The sequence below is a fragment of the Mycoplasmopsis sturni DSM 22021 genome (assembly GCF_000701485.1).
In the GTDB taxonomy this organism is placed as follows: Bacteria; Bacillota_I; Bacilli_A; order Mycoplasmatales; family Metamycoplasmataceae; genus Mycoplasmopsis; species Mycoplasmopsis sturni.
On sequence record NZ_KL370785.1, the window covers coordinates 335828 to 349592 of the forward strand.

At 29.5% G+C, this 13765-nt stretch carries 15 protein-coding genes; 7 read left to right on the forward strand and 8 right to left on the reverse strand.

The annotated features are described in order from the left end of the window. From Q349_RS02855 to mnmA, 6 genes are read right to left on the reverse strand one after another with little or no spacing between them, the layout of a single operon-like run. A complete protein-coding gene (locus Q349_RS02855) occupies window positions 1-657 on the reverse strand; it encodes a deoxynucleoside kinase (protein WP_036464862.1) in 657 nt (218 codons plus the stop codon). Between the two features lie 55 nt (window positions 658-712). After that, entirely contained in the window at window positions 713-1192 is a 480-nt protein-coding gene (gene greA / locus Q349_RS02860; RefSeq protein ID WP_036464864.1) for a transcription elongation factor GreA, read from the reverse strand. A gap of 22 nt (window positions 1193-1214) precedes the next feature. After that, the gene (locus tag Q349_RS02865) at window positions 1215-1904 is read right to left on the reverse strand and encodes a BC85_0335 family putative methyltransferase (protein WP_036464865.1); all 690 of its coding nucleotides are present in this window, start codon (window positions 1902-1904) and stop codon (window positions 1215-1217) included. Beyond that, a complete protein-coding gene (ruvX, locus tag Q349_RS02870; protein WP_036464866.1) occupies window positions 1904-2350 on the reverse strand; it encodes a Holliday junction resolvase RuvX in 447 nt (148 codons plus the stop codon). The genes Q349_RS02865 and ruvX overlap by 1 nt, the downstream gene beginning before the upstream one ends. Further along, window positions 2338-4965: an alanine--tRNA ligase gene (gene alaS, locus Q349_RS02875; RefSeq protein WP_036464867.1), complete on the reverse strand. Its 2628-nt coding sequence runs from the start codon at window positions 4963-4965 to the stop codon at window positions 2338-2340. The genes ruvX and alaS overlap by 13 nt, the downstream gene beginning before the upstream one ends. 8 nt (window positions 4966-4973) lie before the next feature. Continuing rightward, the gene (mnmA, locus tag Q349_RS02880) at window positions 4974-6089 is read right to left on the reverse strand and encodes a tRNA 2-thiouridine(34) synthase MnmA (RefSeq protein WP_036464869.1); all 1116 of its coding nucleotides are present in this window, start codon (window positions 6087-6089) and stop codon (window positions 4974-4976) included. 202 nt (window positions 6090-6291) lie between these two features. On the opposite strand from mnmA, the gene ftsY reads away from it, so the two are divergent. Both ftsY and Q349_RS02890 read left to right on the forward strand, forming a co-directional pair. After that, window positions 6292-7344 carry a signal recognition particle-docking protein FtsY gene (gene ftsY / locus Q349_RS02885; RefSeq protein WP_036464871.1) on the forward strand — a complete coding sequence of 351 codons (1053 nt, stop codon included), beginning with the start codon at window positions 6292-6294 and terminating at the stop codon, window positions 7342-7344. After that, on the forward strand, window positions 7328-7564 hold the full coding sequence (locus Q349_RS02890; protein ID WP_036464872.1) for a sigma factor-like helix-turn-helix DNA-binding protein: 237 nt from the start codon (window positions 7328-7330) through the stop codon (window positions 7562-7564). The genes ftsY and Q349_RS02890 overlap by 17 nt, the downstream gene beginning before the upstream one ends. A gap of 48 nt (window positions 7565-7612) precedes the next feature. Here Q349_RS02890 and Q349_RS02895 read toward each other — a convergent pair whose 3' ends face one another. Together Q349_RS02895 and Q349_RS02900 are read right to left on the reverse strand one after the other, a co-directional pair. Next, complete coding sequence (locus Q349_RS02895; RefSeq protein WP_036464874.1) at window positions 7613-8860, reverse strand: prolipoprotein diacylglyceryl transferase; 1248 nt, start codon at window positions 8858-8860, stop codon at window positions 7613-7615. 114 nt (window positions 8861-8974) lie between these two features. Further along, window positions 8975-9430 carry an RpiB/LacA/LacB family sugar-phosphate isomerase gene (locus Q349_RS02900; RefSeq protein WP_036464876.1) on the reverse strand — a complete coding sequence of 152 codons (456 nt, stop codon included), beginning with the start codon at window positions 9428-9430 and terminating at the stop codon, window positions 8975-8977. Window positions 9431-9561: 131 nt separating this feature from the next. Between Q349_RS02900 and Q349_RS02905 the strand changes: the two genes are divergently transcribed. The 5 genes from Q349_RS02905 to era are packed head-to-tail and all read left to right on the forward strand — an operon-like array spanning window position 9562 to window position 13723. Then, complete coding sequence (locus tag Q349_RS02905; protein WP_036464883.1) at window positions 9562-11604, forward strand: Mbov_0121 family peptidase domain-containing ABC transporter; 2043 nt, start codon at window positions 9562-9564, stop codon at window positions 11602-11604. 40 nt (window positions 11605-11644) lie between these two features. After that, window positions 11645-11965 carry a hypothetical protein gene (locus Q349_RS02910; RefSeq protein WP_156932530.1) on the forward strand — a complete coding sequence of 107 codons (321 nt, stop codon included), beginning with the start codon at window positions 11645-11647 and terminating at the stop codon, window positions 11963-11965. A gap of 14 nt (window positions 11966-11979) precedes the next feature. Further along, window positions 11980-12450, forward strand: coding sequence for an rRNA maturation RNase YbeY (gene ybeY / locus Q349_RS02915; protein WP_036464887.1), 471 nt, complete (start codon window positions 11980-11982; stop codon window positions 12448-12450). A 2-nt stretch (window positions 12451-12452) separates the two neighbouring features. Further along, a complete protein-coding gene (gene cdd, locus Q349_RS02920) occupies window positions 12453-12845 on the forward strand; it encodes a cytidine deaminase (protein WP_036464889.1) in 393 nt (130 codons plus the stop codon). After that, entirely contained in the window at window positions 12845-13723 is an 879-nt protein-coding gene (era, locus tag Q349_RS02925; protein WP_036464891.1) for a GTPase Era, read from the forward strand. Before cdd ends, era begins: the two co-directional genes overlap by 1 nt. Window positions 13724-13765: the final 42 nt, after the last annotated feature.

Below are 13765 nucleotides of genomic sequence, written 5' to 3' on the forward strand. Positions count from 1 at the left end.
TTAAGATCTCCTTGCTTTATATTCTTCGATTAAACTTAAAGCTTGTTGGTAAACTTCCTCTTCATTTTTGTCATTAGTATCAATAATTTTGTACTCAATTCCAAGATTTTTAGCAACTTCAATAAAAGTATCTTTATAAACTGAATGCAATTCTTTAAAATAAGCTTCGTTAAGTTCGTAGTTATTAATTTCAACATCACGTCCACGTTTAAATAAACGATTTTTAAAATTTTCAAAACTTACATCTAAAAAGATAGTAAATTCAGGCAATTCTTCTGAACTAATCATTTCCTTAAAAAGCGCCTTATAAGCCTTGAAAGATTTTTTGGGTAAGTTTTTAAGGTTTACTTGAGCAAAAACATAGTGTTCAGCACTAAAGCGGTCTAAAAACATAATATCTTGATTAGGATCTAAGTTTAATTGTTTAAATTTATCACGTAATTTAGTCACTTGAGCTGTATGATTTTCAACAACATAAACTTGAAAACTCACATCAATATTGGGTTTTTGTTCGTAAAATCAACTTAAATAAGTATTAAAAACTGTATCATCTTCCTCATACTCATTTAAAAGTAACGAATTAGGAAAATGAGATACTAATTTTTTAGATAAAGTACTCTTTCCGCTACTAATCATTCCCGAAATACCTATTAACATTTTGACTCCTTCATTTTCTAAATATATAAATAAAAAACTAGATTTGAGCTAGTTTTTAATTTTCATGGATCACACTTAAAATTTCAACAGAGAATTTTTGCTGTGCATCAACTTCAACAACTTCACCAGCTTTACGACCTAAAATAGCGGTAGCAAGTGGGCTTTTGTTTGAAATTTTATCTTCAAATGGGTTAGCATCATGAGTCCCCATGATTGTAATAGTTTTAATTTGACCTGAATCAACGAAACGGATTGATACAGAAGAACCAATTGAAATAACTCCTGTAGTATCACTTTCGATAATTTCAGCACGGTCAATAATTTGTTCAAGTTCGTTAATTCTTCCTTCTACAGCACCTTGTCTATCTCTAGCTGCGTCATATTCAGCGTTTTCTGAAAGGTCCCCTTGAGCACGAGCTTCTTTTAAAGCTTGTTGAACTGCTGGACGCTCGAAATTAACTAATTGTTCATACTCTTTTTTGTATTTTTCTAATGTTTCTCTAGATAAAAAAATTTTTTCGTTGTTATTAGCCATAATTCTCCTTAAATTTATTTAATTATACTATAGTATTTTTCTTGCTTTCTTGCTTTTTGACTAGATATAAAAATTTGCTTTCAACATAGGAAATTTCCATTGGATAGTTATGTTCTTGCATTTTTTTAACAAAACTTTTAATTTCTTTGTTTTTATATTTAGTAAGTAAAATCATCATCATTGATCTTTCACTCATAAAATGTCAATATTTCTCGTAAATTTCCATTAATGAAAAATCATTTTCAAAAACAACTACAAAATCTATTGTTTCCATGTTATAAGGTAAAAGATGTACATTGGTAAAATCATCTGGATATTTAGCAGCTAAAGCATTTTGAGTATTTTGGTCAAAATATTCGCTTAGATAATATGTTTTACGTTTAGTTTTTTGAGCAATAGAATTAAGTAAGAATAAATCTGATTTATCAACCACTAAAATATTTTGAAAATCATTAGTAAAAACGGTATTAATTGCCGCCTCAACATCATAAGGTTTGTAATTATTTTTAACTTCATTTTTAAGTGCAAAGCTTAAATGTCCAATATCATCTCTAAGCTTTGATAATTCCAAATAAGTTTCTTGTTGTGTTTGTTCAATAATTCTTTGTCTAAGAGCTTTTGCTTTTTTACGTAAAATCACATTAGCTACAATAGCAAGAATAACCACTACAATAACCGAACAACCTAGTACTATTTTTAACCAAAGTGCCATTATTCTCCCTTTTTAATTATTGTTCATTTATCTTTATGATAATCCAAATACTCTTGCAAAATAAATTGTGCTGCTAACTTATCCTTATGAGCTTTTCTTTTTTGTCTTGTTAAACCCGCTAAAATAAGAACATCGTGAGCTTTTTGAGTTGTGTATTGCTCGTTAATGAGCATAATCGGAATATCAAAATGTTTCTCTAAAAGAGTTTTAAAATTTTCAACCATAAGTGCTCTTTGGCCCTTATTGCCGCTGATTGTTAAAGGATAACCTAAAACAAAACCATCAATGTTATATTCTTGTAAATAACTTTGAATTTTTCTAATTGCTGCCTCAAAATCATTTTCAGCAAATTTGAAATTTTCAAGCGAGCTTGCAATAATTTCATCCTCATCTGTGATTGCGAATCCACAAGATTTAGTTCCTAAATCTAAACCTAATTTTCTCATGATATCTTTTCTAGTTTTTCAACAAGTAAATCTTGATTAATAATTTGGTTAACTTTCCCCATAGACATAATGTTATTTCCACCACCACGTCCGTCAAATGCTTTAAAAAGTTGTTGCGCAATTGCATTAGAATTAAAGGCTTTTGAAGCAACAACAAGCATTTTACTTTCTTTATCAAAAGCTAAAACAAGAGCATCTGGATATTTTTCTCTAACCGTTGAAGCTAAGACTTTAATTTGATTAACAGGTACTTCCACAAGATACACCAAATTCCCTTGAATATTAACAGGTTGTAATTGGTCATAATTAATTTCAAGATTTTCATTTTGAGCTTTAATAAGTTTTTTAGTATCTTCTTTGATTTGTTCTAAAAGTTCTTTGAGATAGCTAACCTGATCTTCAAGATTATTTTCTTGCTTAATTTCAACTCTGTATTGAGGATTAAGTGTTTGGTTTTTCTCGATTGCTTTAGCCACCAATTCGCTAAGTTGGTCTTTTTCTTCTTCTAAATATTGGTTAATAATAGCATTTGATGAAATTGCTTTAATTCTAAATACCCCTGCAGCTTTTTTCTCAACCGAAACAATTTTGAAGTTTTCAAGCATTCCTGAGTGCTCTAAGTGGGTACCACCACATAAATCCGCAGTAATTCCTTCAAAATTAACAATTCTAACCTTTTTAGGGTCCATATATTCACCTTCTTCAAGAGTCATAATTGCACCCATTTCTTTTGCTTGGTCAGTAGTCATAACTAAATATTGTCTTTGGACATCTTTACTAATGTATTCTTTGACAAGGTTCTCAATTTGTTTAATTTCCTCAGCTGAAGGTTTAATATCAGCAGGGAAGTCAAAAGTTAACCTTGCAGCGTTATTATCGCTTCCTAATTGAACAATTTGAGGCCCTAAAATAGTTCTTAAGGCACAAAATAATAAGTGGGTTCCTGAGTGATTTCTTTTTAACCCAAGGCGATTTTGTTTATCGACAAAACATTCAATAGGATCATAATTATTAATGGCTCCTTCAACTTTATGAATGTGATTTCCAAATTTATCTTTAAACACGTTTAGGATTTTAATTTTTGAACCATTTTGTAGCATAAATCCTTCGTCATGCTTTTGACCACCGCTAGTGGCATAAAATGGTGTTTCTTCTAAAATCACATAAGAAATGCCATCATTTTCACTAATTTCATTTTCCGAATCAAGTAATTTTAAAACTTTTGAAGTGTATTCTTCAAAATCATATCCAACAAATTGATCGATTTTACCTTTGATTAAGGCAAGTGAGTTAATAACTTTGTCCATTCCGGCTTTTTTAGCTCCTCGAGAAGCCTCTGAATGTTGTATTTTTGCTTCTTGAAAGCTTGCCATATCAACGGTGATATTTTTTTCGGCTAAAATTTCTTCAGTTAATTCAATTGGGAATCCATAGGTTTCAAATAATTTAAAAGCAACATCACCTGGGAAGATTTTTGTATCTGAGCTAAGATATTCTTCAAGTAATTTTCTTCCGCTTTCAATTGTTTTTGAGAAAGCTACTTCTTCATCAAGAATGACTTTGGCAATTCTTTGGAGATCAAAATCAAAAGGTAAAGTATCTGCTATAACTTTAACAAGTTTGTGTAAAAAGAGTTCTTCATTAACTTTTAATTGCATCCCTTTATGCACTGAACGACGAATTAAGCGACGTAATATGTATCCACGACCAACGTTTGAAGGTTTTGCACCATCATTAATAGCATTAACTACTGTTCTCATGTGATCAGCAATAACTTTGAAGTAAGTATTAATTAAAGTTTGCTCTGGATCTTTTGTGAAGTAATTATTAATGTCGTATCGAAATTCTGTAAATTTCTCAATTTCATGAATAATAGGTAAAAATAAGTCTGTATCAAAGTTAGTAGGAGCATCTTGCATAATCGAAACAATTCTTTCAAGTCCAGCCCCAGTATCAATGTTTTTTTGTTTAAGTTCACTATAATTTCCTTCGCCGTCGGAATTATATGTAGAAAAAACAATGTTTCAAATTTCAATATAACGATCATTTTCAAGATCTTGTTGTAGCAATTCAATTCCCCGCGAATCATATTTTTGCCCACGATCGTAAAAAATTTCAGTATTTGGTCCGCATGGTCCACTTCCCACTTCTCAAAAGTTAGTGTCTTTAGTTCCAGGAATTAAATGATCTTCAGAAACTCCATGTGACATTCAAAGTTCCTTAGTTTCAAGATCTTCGTAATAATAAGTAAAATAAAGTTTTTCAAGAGGCATTTTTAAGTCATTTAATAAAAAGTCAATAGCAAAGGCAATTGCTTCTTTTTTAAAATAATCTCCAATTGAAAAGTTTCCTAGCATTTCAAAAAAAGTATGGTGTCTAGCTGTTACACCAACATTTTCAATATCGTTAGTACGAATAGCTTTTTGTGAATTAACTAATCTCTTTGCCGGTGGCACTTTTTTTCCTGAGAAATAGTCTTTTAAAGTTGCTACTCCAGAGTTAATTCAAAGTAAAGAAGGATCGTTTTGTGGAATTAAACTTTTTGAAGGAACTAGAAAATGCCCTTGTCTTTGAAAATAATTAATTCATAAATTTCTAATATCACTTGATTTCATAAATACCTCTAAATATATGCGATCTTTTGATCGTCATTGAATAATTCTTCAATAATTGCTCCCCCAATACATTTATCTCCATCATAGAAGACAACTTGTTGTCCTGGTGTCACCGCTTGAGATTTTTGTGGATAATAAACCCTAACAAAGTTATTATCCATGATTTTGATAGTTACCGGAATATCTTGTTGACGATATCTAAACTTAGCTGTTAAATTATTAGGATTGTAATTAGTGTTGTTTAAATTCAAATTACTTGCAATTAAATTATTTGACTCAAGTCAATGTGGTTGCGATAAAGGGGCTACATAAAGAATATTTTTTTTGACATCATGTCCGCAAACATAGTAAGGTTCTTTCATTCCGCCTAAATTCAATCCTTTTCTTTGTCCAATAGTGTAATAAAAACAACCAACATGTTTTCCAACTATTTTGCCAGTTGTAATATCGACTGTATCACCATCATTTGCTGGAATATAATTTTGTAAAAACTCACCGAAACGACGTTCTCCAATAAAGCAAATACCAGTTGAATCTTTTTTAGTTGCTGTAATTAAATTTAATTGAGTAGCAATTTCACGGATTTCTTCTTTGTGTAAGTCTGCTAGGGGCATGATTACTTTTTCTAACTGAGAATGACTAAGTTGAGCTAAAAAGTAAGTTTGGTCTTTATTTTGGTCTTTAGCACGATATAAATGCCCATCTTTTACTTTTGCATAATGACCCATAGCAATGTAATCTGCACCTAATTCATTAAAAGCATAATCAGCAAAAGCTTTAAACTTAATGTACTTGTTACATAAGATATCAGGATTAGGTGTTCTTCCTTTTTGATACTCATCAATAAGATTTTGGAACACTTCGTTATAGTATTGTTCAACAAAATCCACACGATGCAATTTAATCCCTAATGAATTAGCAACATGTAAAGCATCTTGGTAATCTTGTTCTTGTGGACAAATATCTTGTGAAATATCATTGTTTCCTAAAATATCATTGTTTGCAAAACTATCTCAGTTTCTCATAAAAAGACCTTCAACATCATAGCCTTGTTTCTTAAGTAAATAAGCAGCTACAGATGAATCCACTCCGCCAGACATTCCAATAATAACTTTTTTTGCCATAAAACTCCTAATAATATAAATTTATTTATATTATTATATTCTTTTTTAACTTTTTGCTTCCTTAAATTTCCAAAATAATCACTCTCACTAAGAACCAAAGTTATTGCGCCTCTTTTAGATGAGAATAATAATTTTAGTATAATTAAAACAACTTTAAGCTTAAAAATGTCTTAAAAAATGAACTTATTAAAAGGAAGTAAAAATGGGTTTTTTTAAAAATTTAGTAAATAAAGTTTTTTCAAAAAAAACTATTTCTATAGAAGAAAAACAAGAATTACTTGAAGAACAGAAAATCAAAGAATTTGAAAAATCCGGAAAATTCGAAAAATACGAAACCGGAATGAACTCAGCAAGTAATTTTGGAAAGAAGCTATTAGAATTACAAAATCGTTATACTAAAATTGACGAAGAATTCTTCGAAGAGCTTGAAGAATTACTTATTATGGCTGACATCAATTCGCAATTAGTATATTTAATGATTGAAAAAATTAAAAGAGAAGTCAAAACAAATCAAATTGATAATCCTAAATTAATTGGTGAAATTGTAGCTGATCAAATGTTTGTTATTTATACTAATAATTCCGTGGTTGATACTCAATTAAATTACCAAGACAATCGCCTTAATGTCTTTATTTTTGTTGGCGTTAACGGTAGTGGAAAAACTACTTCAATTGCAAAAATCGCGAATAAATACGCTTCGCAAGGTAAAAAAGTTCTAATTGCTGCTGCAGATACTTTTAGAGCCGGAGCTGTCAATCAGTTAGGTATTTGAGCTCAACGCATAGGTGTGGAAATTGTTAAGCCTGATAAAGAAGGTGCGGATCCTTCTTCAGTAGTTTATAAAGCAATGGAAAAAGCAACTCAGGAAAACTATGATTTATTAGTTATTGATACAGCCGGCAGATTACAAAATAAAGTCAACTTAATGAATGAATTAAATAAAATGGTTTCAATTATTCAAAGATTTGAACCATCGGCACCTCATGAATCATTGCTTGTTTTAGATGCAACCACGGGACAAAATGGACTTTCGCAAGCAAAAGCTTTTAAAGAAGTGGCTAATTTGACCGGAATTATCCTAACTAAAATGGACGGTACTTCAAAAGGCGGAATTGTTCTTTCGATTAAAGATGAATATGATTTAAATGTTAAATATCTAGGTTTAGGTGAAAGACTAGATGACTTACAAGAATTTGATTTAGATATGTTTATTTACCAAATGACAAAGGATTTAATTGATGTCCAAAACCACTAAAAAAGATCTTGATAAGATGACTCATTATATTAATTTATACGCAAAATTTGGTTTCATGCTAACAAAAGTACAGCAACAAGCCTTTGAACTTTACTTTAACAAAGATTTATCTTATGCTGAAGTTGCCGAAATTTTAGCCACTAGCCGTTCAGGGGCTTATGATGCTGTTAATAAAGCCGTTAAAAAACTTGAAAAAATTCAACAACAAAAAGAAATATAAAAAACTCGAATTAAATCGAGTTTTTTATATTAAATTATTAAATGTAAATTAACTTTGAGTACTTGAAGTTGTAGATGTAGTAGTACTTGATGAAGTGTCTTCTGCTGGTTGAGTAGGTTCTGTTTCTGGTTCTGCTTTTGCTTCTGTTTCAGTAGCAGAATCTTGAGTACCTTCTGGTTGAGTAGTAGCTGGTTGTTCTTCTGTATTTGTAGAAGCGCCATCTTCTTTAGCTGGCTCTGAAGTTTGAGCTTCTTTTTCAGGAGTTGTTTGTGATCCTTCAGTGCTTGCTGCATCTGTTCCTTCGCTTGCAGCAGGTTTAGATTCTTCTTTTTCTTCAGTCTTAGCTTCTTCACCGGTTGATTCATCAGTATCTTTAGAACCTTCTGTTACTCCTTCAGAAGAATTTGCTTCTGAATTTTCTTCTACAGAATCAGTTCCATATCCACCTGAGTTTGATTCAACAAGTTCTCATTTTTTATCAAGTTTATCTTTTTTTGCTTTTACAGCGTCATATGCTTCTTGAAGTTTTGGTAATTCTTCATTAACTTTTGTAGTGTAAGTAGATTCTTCACTTTTTTCTTCAAGAAGTTTTTCAGCTTTGCTAAGTTCGTCTTTTAATTTATTATAAGATTCAGTTACATCTTCGCTTGGTACACGTGAGTTTTTGTAAATATTTGTAGTAACTTCTTTTTCTTGTTTGTCTTCACCTTGTACTTTTTCTTTTCTATCTTTAGCATCAATTTCTTCAATAATGTATTTTGATTCTGAAACTAATGTTTCAAGTTTTTGAACGGCTAAAATATTATCTCATTTTGCTGTTGTTCCGTATCCTGAAACATAAAATTCTTTACGTGATTCAAAATTTACACCATCTAAGGTTTCGCTAAGTACCACTTCAAAAGCAATTGAACCTTTTGCAAAATACTCAGCATTTTGTTTTTCTTGTGGTAAAGGTGAAATTTTTAATGTTAAGGTTTTAAGGTAATCTGCATAGTGATCTGGAGCAACTGGATAAACTTGGTCTCCGCTAGCTTCATATGGATTGCTATCTTTGTACTTATCATTTAAAATAAAGTACAATTGGCTTGTTAAATCAGTTAGTTTGGCATTAGTTGAAACAACTTGTCTTTGCTTAATGTTTTCAGCTGTTTCAGCTTTTTCTGTTGATGTATCAGCTTCAGTAGTTACAACTTCTTTAGATTCTTTTGCTTGAGTACTGCAAGCAGCAGCGATACTAACAGGAGCTACAACACTTAAACCAAAAGCAACAGATAATAAATTTAATTTTTTCTTCATAATGTTTCCTTAAAAAATTCTAAATAAATAAACACAATATAAAATTATTTATTTTACGATTTTACGATAAATATTTCTAATATTATAACACAATTCCTAATTTGTAAATCCTACTTAGGCTTTACATTGCGCTTGTGCATCGATGTCATCAATTCTTTGTTGGTGTCTTCCGCCTTCATATTGAGTCTTAATATACTCATCAACCATTTTTTTAGCATCATCAAGTGAGATTTGACGTCCACCAAAAACTAAAACATTTGCATTATTATGTTGTTTAGCTAAATGCGCATCCTCAACAGAAGTGACTCTAGCTGCTCTAATGTGCTCATGACGGTTTAAGGCATAAGAAATTCCTAAACCTGTCCCACAAACCCCAATTGAAAAAGCAGGTTCGTGTGAATTTACATAGTTAGCTAATTCATGTCCTTGAATAGCGTAACTTACAGGAAATTTGTCAGTCGAAGGACCTAAATCCACCGCTTCATATCCTAATGACTCAATGTAATTTTTAAGTCCTTCTTTAAGTTCAAATCCAGCATGATCACTAGCAAATGCAACAACTTTTTTCATAAATTCTCCTTATTTCACAATGACATTTTTAATATTATCTTTATTATAAAACTTTTTACTTGTTTAACTTGTAAAAAATAACTAAAATAACTTTTTTTCATGCATTATACTTCCTAATTTTTAAGATATAAATGATGGAAACTCAATTTGACTCACGTGATTGTTCATTATATGTTTTTAAGTACTTTTATGAACATTTTTATAACCAAACATTAGACATTAATGATTTAAAAAACAATATAACTTACAAAGATAATGGCATTGCACTAAGTGATTTAAAAGATTTTATTCAAAGCTATAAATTAACTCTCAATGCTTATCATTGTGATTTTATGCAATTAAAAAATTTAGAAGCAAACTCTTTTCCAATTGGATCTATTGTCAAGAATTTACAAAATCAACATATGGTTGTAATTTTATCGTTAACTGATGAACGAATCCAAATATATGACCCTTTAAAAGGAAACATCAATTTAACTCACCAAGAATTTGAGTCAAAATTTCTAGGAATATTAGTTACCTTTGAAAAACAAGATATTGTGCAACCTTTCTCACAAATTCCAAAAGAAGTTAAAACTTCATTTAAACTTCCATTAAATTTATTGCTCTATCAAATATATTATTTTTGCGCCTTAATTTTGGAACTATTAGTTTTTGTTTCGATTCCTTTTTTAAATAAATTTGTAATTTCTGAGATTATCCCAAATCAAAGCCTTACTAATATCATTATCATTAGTTTTGTCTTTGTTTGAATAATTTTAATTGAATCGTTATTTAAACATATAATCACGAAAATTCTTAACCATAAGTTGGCTAATGTATCAATAAAAATTAAAGAAAAATTAATTATAAATTTTAAGCAAACTAATTATCAAGAATTGCAACAAATTACTTCTAGTGAATTTGTTACTCGTTTATTTGCCTTAGATTCATATTTAGAATTTAAGACTTATTTTATTTGCGACATTATCATTAATATTATTTTCTTTGGAATTGGTTTATTTTTACTTTACAAAATTAACCTTACATTGTTGATTGTAATTCTTATTTACGCTGCTACTTTGCTCATTATTATATTTTCAACTAAGGATAAGCTTGTCCAAATTGACAAAAAAGTTACTTATGATGGGATAAATTTAAATAATTGATATCAAGAATTAATTGACTATCAAAAACATTTTGTCAACACTTCTTTAAACGAAAAAATATCTCAAAAAGTTGTAAAAATACAAGAAGATTATTATCAAAATAATTTAATTAATCACAATTTTATTTTTGGTGTTTTCAATTTTAAAAATGCCCTTGAAATTCTAGGACCTGTGTTTATCTTAATTTTTGGAACAATCGAAATTTGGAATGATAATTTAAACCTCTATAATCTAATCTTTTTTATTACTGGAACTAATATTTTATTAAGACCTTTAAAGAATCTTTTGCCTTTAGTTCAACAATGAAATAACTTTCAAAAAAACAAAATCTTACTTAATTTTTTTAATTGAGAAAGTTTTGAGCCTACAAAAACAAAACAAAATGACAAAATAAGAAAAATTGAGTTCTCTTATCTTTCATTTGCTTATTCTAAAAGCGACAAGAATATCTTAAATATTCGAAAAATGGTTATAGATCAAAACTTAATTATTTTAGGCAAAAATGGTTGCGGCAAAACAACCTTAGCAGGTATTCTTAGCGGAAATTTAAAGCCTCAAGATGGAATTATAAAAATTAATAATATTGAGGTTAATCTGTTTCAAGATTTGAATTTAAAAGGCAGAATTGGTTATTTTGGTAATAATATTCCCTTAAATAAAACATCGGTTTTAGAATTCTTAGAAATTGAGAATAATGAACGTTTTTGAGAATTTATAGATAATATTGAACTGAATTTTACTGGAATGAGAGAAATCATGCTCAGAGTTCATAACTCAGAGGTTGCTTCGTTATCTTCGGGCGAAAAACAGTTGTTGTTTTTTCTAAAGATTCTCTTAAACGATTATGAGCTATTAATTTTAGATGAAGCATTTGATAATTTAAGTGAAACTAATTTTGTTTTTGTGCAAAAAAATTTAAACAAATGAATAAAAAATAATCTAACAATAGAAATTAGCCATAATAATCGATATATCTTCCCAGAAAGCAAGGTAATTGAACTTGAACAAAATTACACAGAAATTTAAATGAGAAATTACACTATCGTTAGTTTTATTTTTTTATTTCATGATAATAATTTACTTACTTTTTTATATTAGAACTACAAAGTTCTCATCAGCCTGATTATTATTAGAAAATGACAAATTAATTTTGCAGCCTCACAATAAAAGTTTATTTACAAAAGGAGAAGTTTTAATTCAAGCTACCATCAACAATCAATTGCTATCCTTTAACGGAATAATCATCCAAAATGAAACATTAGAAGTAGTAAATAAAGATTTATTAAACATTTTAAAAACTAATAAATTAAACATAATTCAAATTAATTTTTCTCAAGAAGAAATAAGGCTATTTAACTACATTTTTGAAGGTCTTTTTATCAAATAATTTATAATTAAATCATGTTCAAAAATCAAAATGAAATTTCCTTTACTAACTCAACTCGAAACAAAATTGACTTTCGAAAAGAGATGGATGCAATTGTTCAAAATTTTGCCGAATATTTTGGAATTCAAAAACCTATTCTAGTTGATGTCAAAATTGTATCTAAACGAAAAATCAAGGAATTAAATAAACAATATCGTAATAAAGATTACGTAACAGATATTTTGTCATTCCACTTTGGAGATGAGGATTTGTATGAACAAATGCCTTTCTTGCATCTTGGTGAATTAATCATTTGCTATGACAAAATGTTAGAACAATCTCAAGAATTTAATCATAGTATTAAAAGAGAGTATTGTTATTTATTTACTCATGGTTTAGTTCATTTAGCAGGATATGACCATGAAGAAGAAAACGAGCGCATCGAAATGAATCAAATTGTAGATGCAATTTTTGAACCACTGAAAATTACAAGAGAATCGGAGTAAAAATGGATATTCTAAAACTTAAAGAACTATTAAAAAAAGCATATGCGCCATACTCTAACTTTCAAGTCGCTGCTTGTGCTATTGACGAGGAAGGCAATGAATTTTACGGTGTAAATGTTGAAAATGCTGCTTACCCTTCAGGATTATGTGCCGAAAGAAGTGCTCTTTTTGGTTCAATAGCATATGGTGGAAAAGTAGGAAAATTTAAAGAAATTCATATCATAAGTAAAAAAGAAGGAATTATTAGTCCTTGCGCAGGATGCCGCCAAGTTTTTGTAGAATTAATGAAAAGTGATGCTAAAGTTTATCAATATTCAAATGATACTAAACAAGTTAGAGTTAATACCGTTGAAGAATTAGTTCCTTTTAGCGTCAAAGAAAGTGATATTAAATAGTGAAAATTTGCTTTGCTACAATTGTAGGGCGTCCTAACGTTGGTAAAAGCTCCTTGCTAAATGCAATTATTGGTTATAACGTTGCAATAGTAACTGATACTGTGCAAACTACAAGAGATCAAATCACTGGAATATACAGTGATGAAGATTATCAAATTATTTTTACCGACACACCTGGAATTCATAAACCTGAAAATAAGCTCGGAGAATTCCTAAATAAAGCAGCTTATAGCACTATTAAAGATATTGACGTACTTCTTTTCCTTAGTCCTGCAGATGAAGAACTTGGATCAGGTGATAAAATGATTCTAGAGCGCATTGAATCAGTGAAAAACAAAATTGCCGTAATTACTAAGGTTGATAAAATTAAAAAACAACCAGAAAAAATTCTAGAAAAAATTAATCAACTTCAAGAATATAATTTTAGTCACATTGTCTCAACTGATGTTAATAATTTAAATTCAATTGATGCGCTAATAGATTTAATTAAAACTTATACCTATGAAGGACCAGAACAATATGATCCTGAATATGTCACTGATAAGTCAATGCGTTTTTTAGCCAAAGAAATTATCCGGGAATCGGCAATAAATGCTCTCTATGAAGAATTGCCTCATTCAATTTCGGTAGAAGTTAATGAATTTATCGAAGAGGAAGATATAATCGAAATTGATGCTATTATTTATGTTAAGAAAGCCTCACAAAAAGGAATGGTAATCGGAAAAGGGGCATCTAAAATTAAAGAAATCGGAAAAAATGCTCGTTATAAAATGATGCATCAATTTAATTCTAAGGTCATTTTACGCTTGAAAGTTAAAGTTGCAAATAAATGAAATAATGACGAAAAGCAACTAGCTAAATTTGGATATAAAATATAAACCTCCATTTACGGAGGTTTTTTAGTATAGAAAAAGCACTAC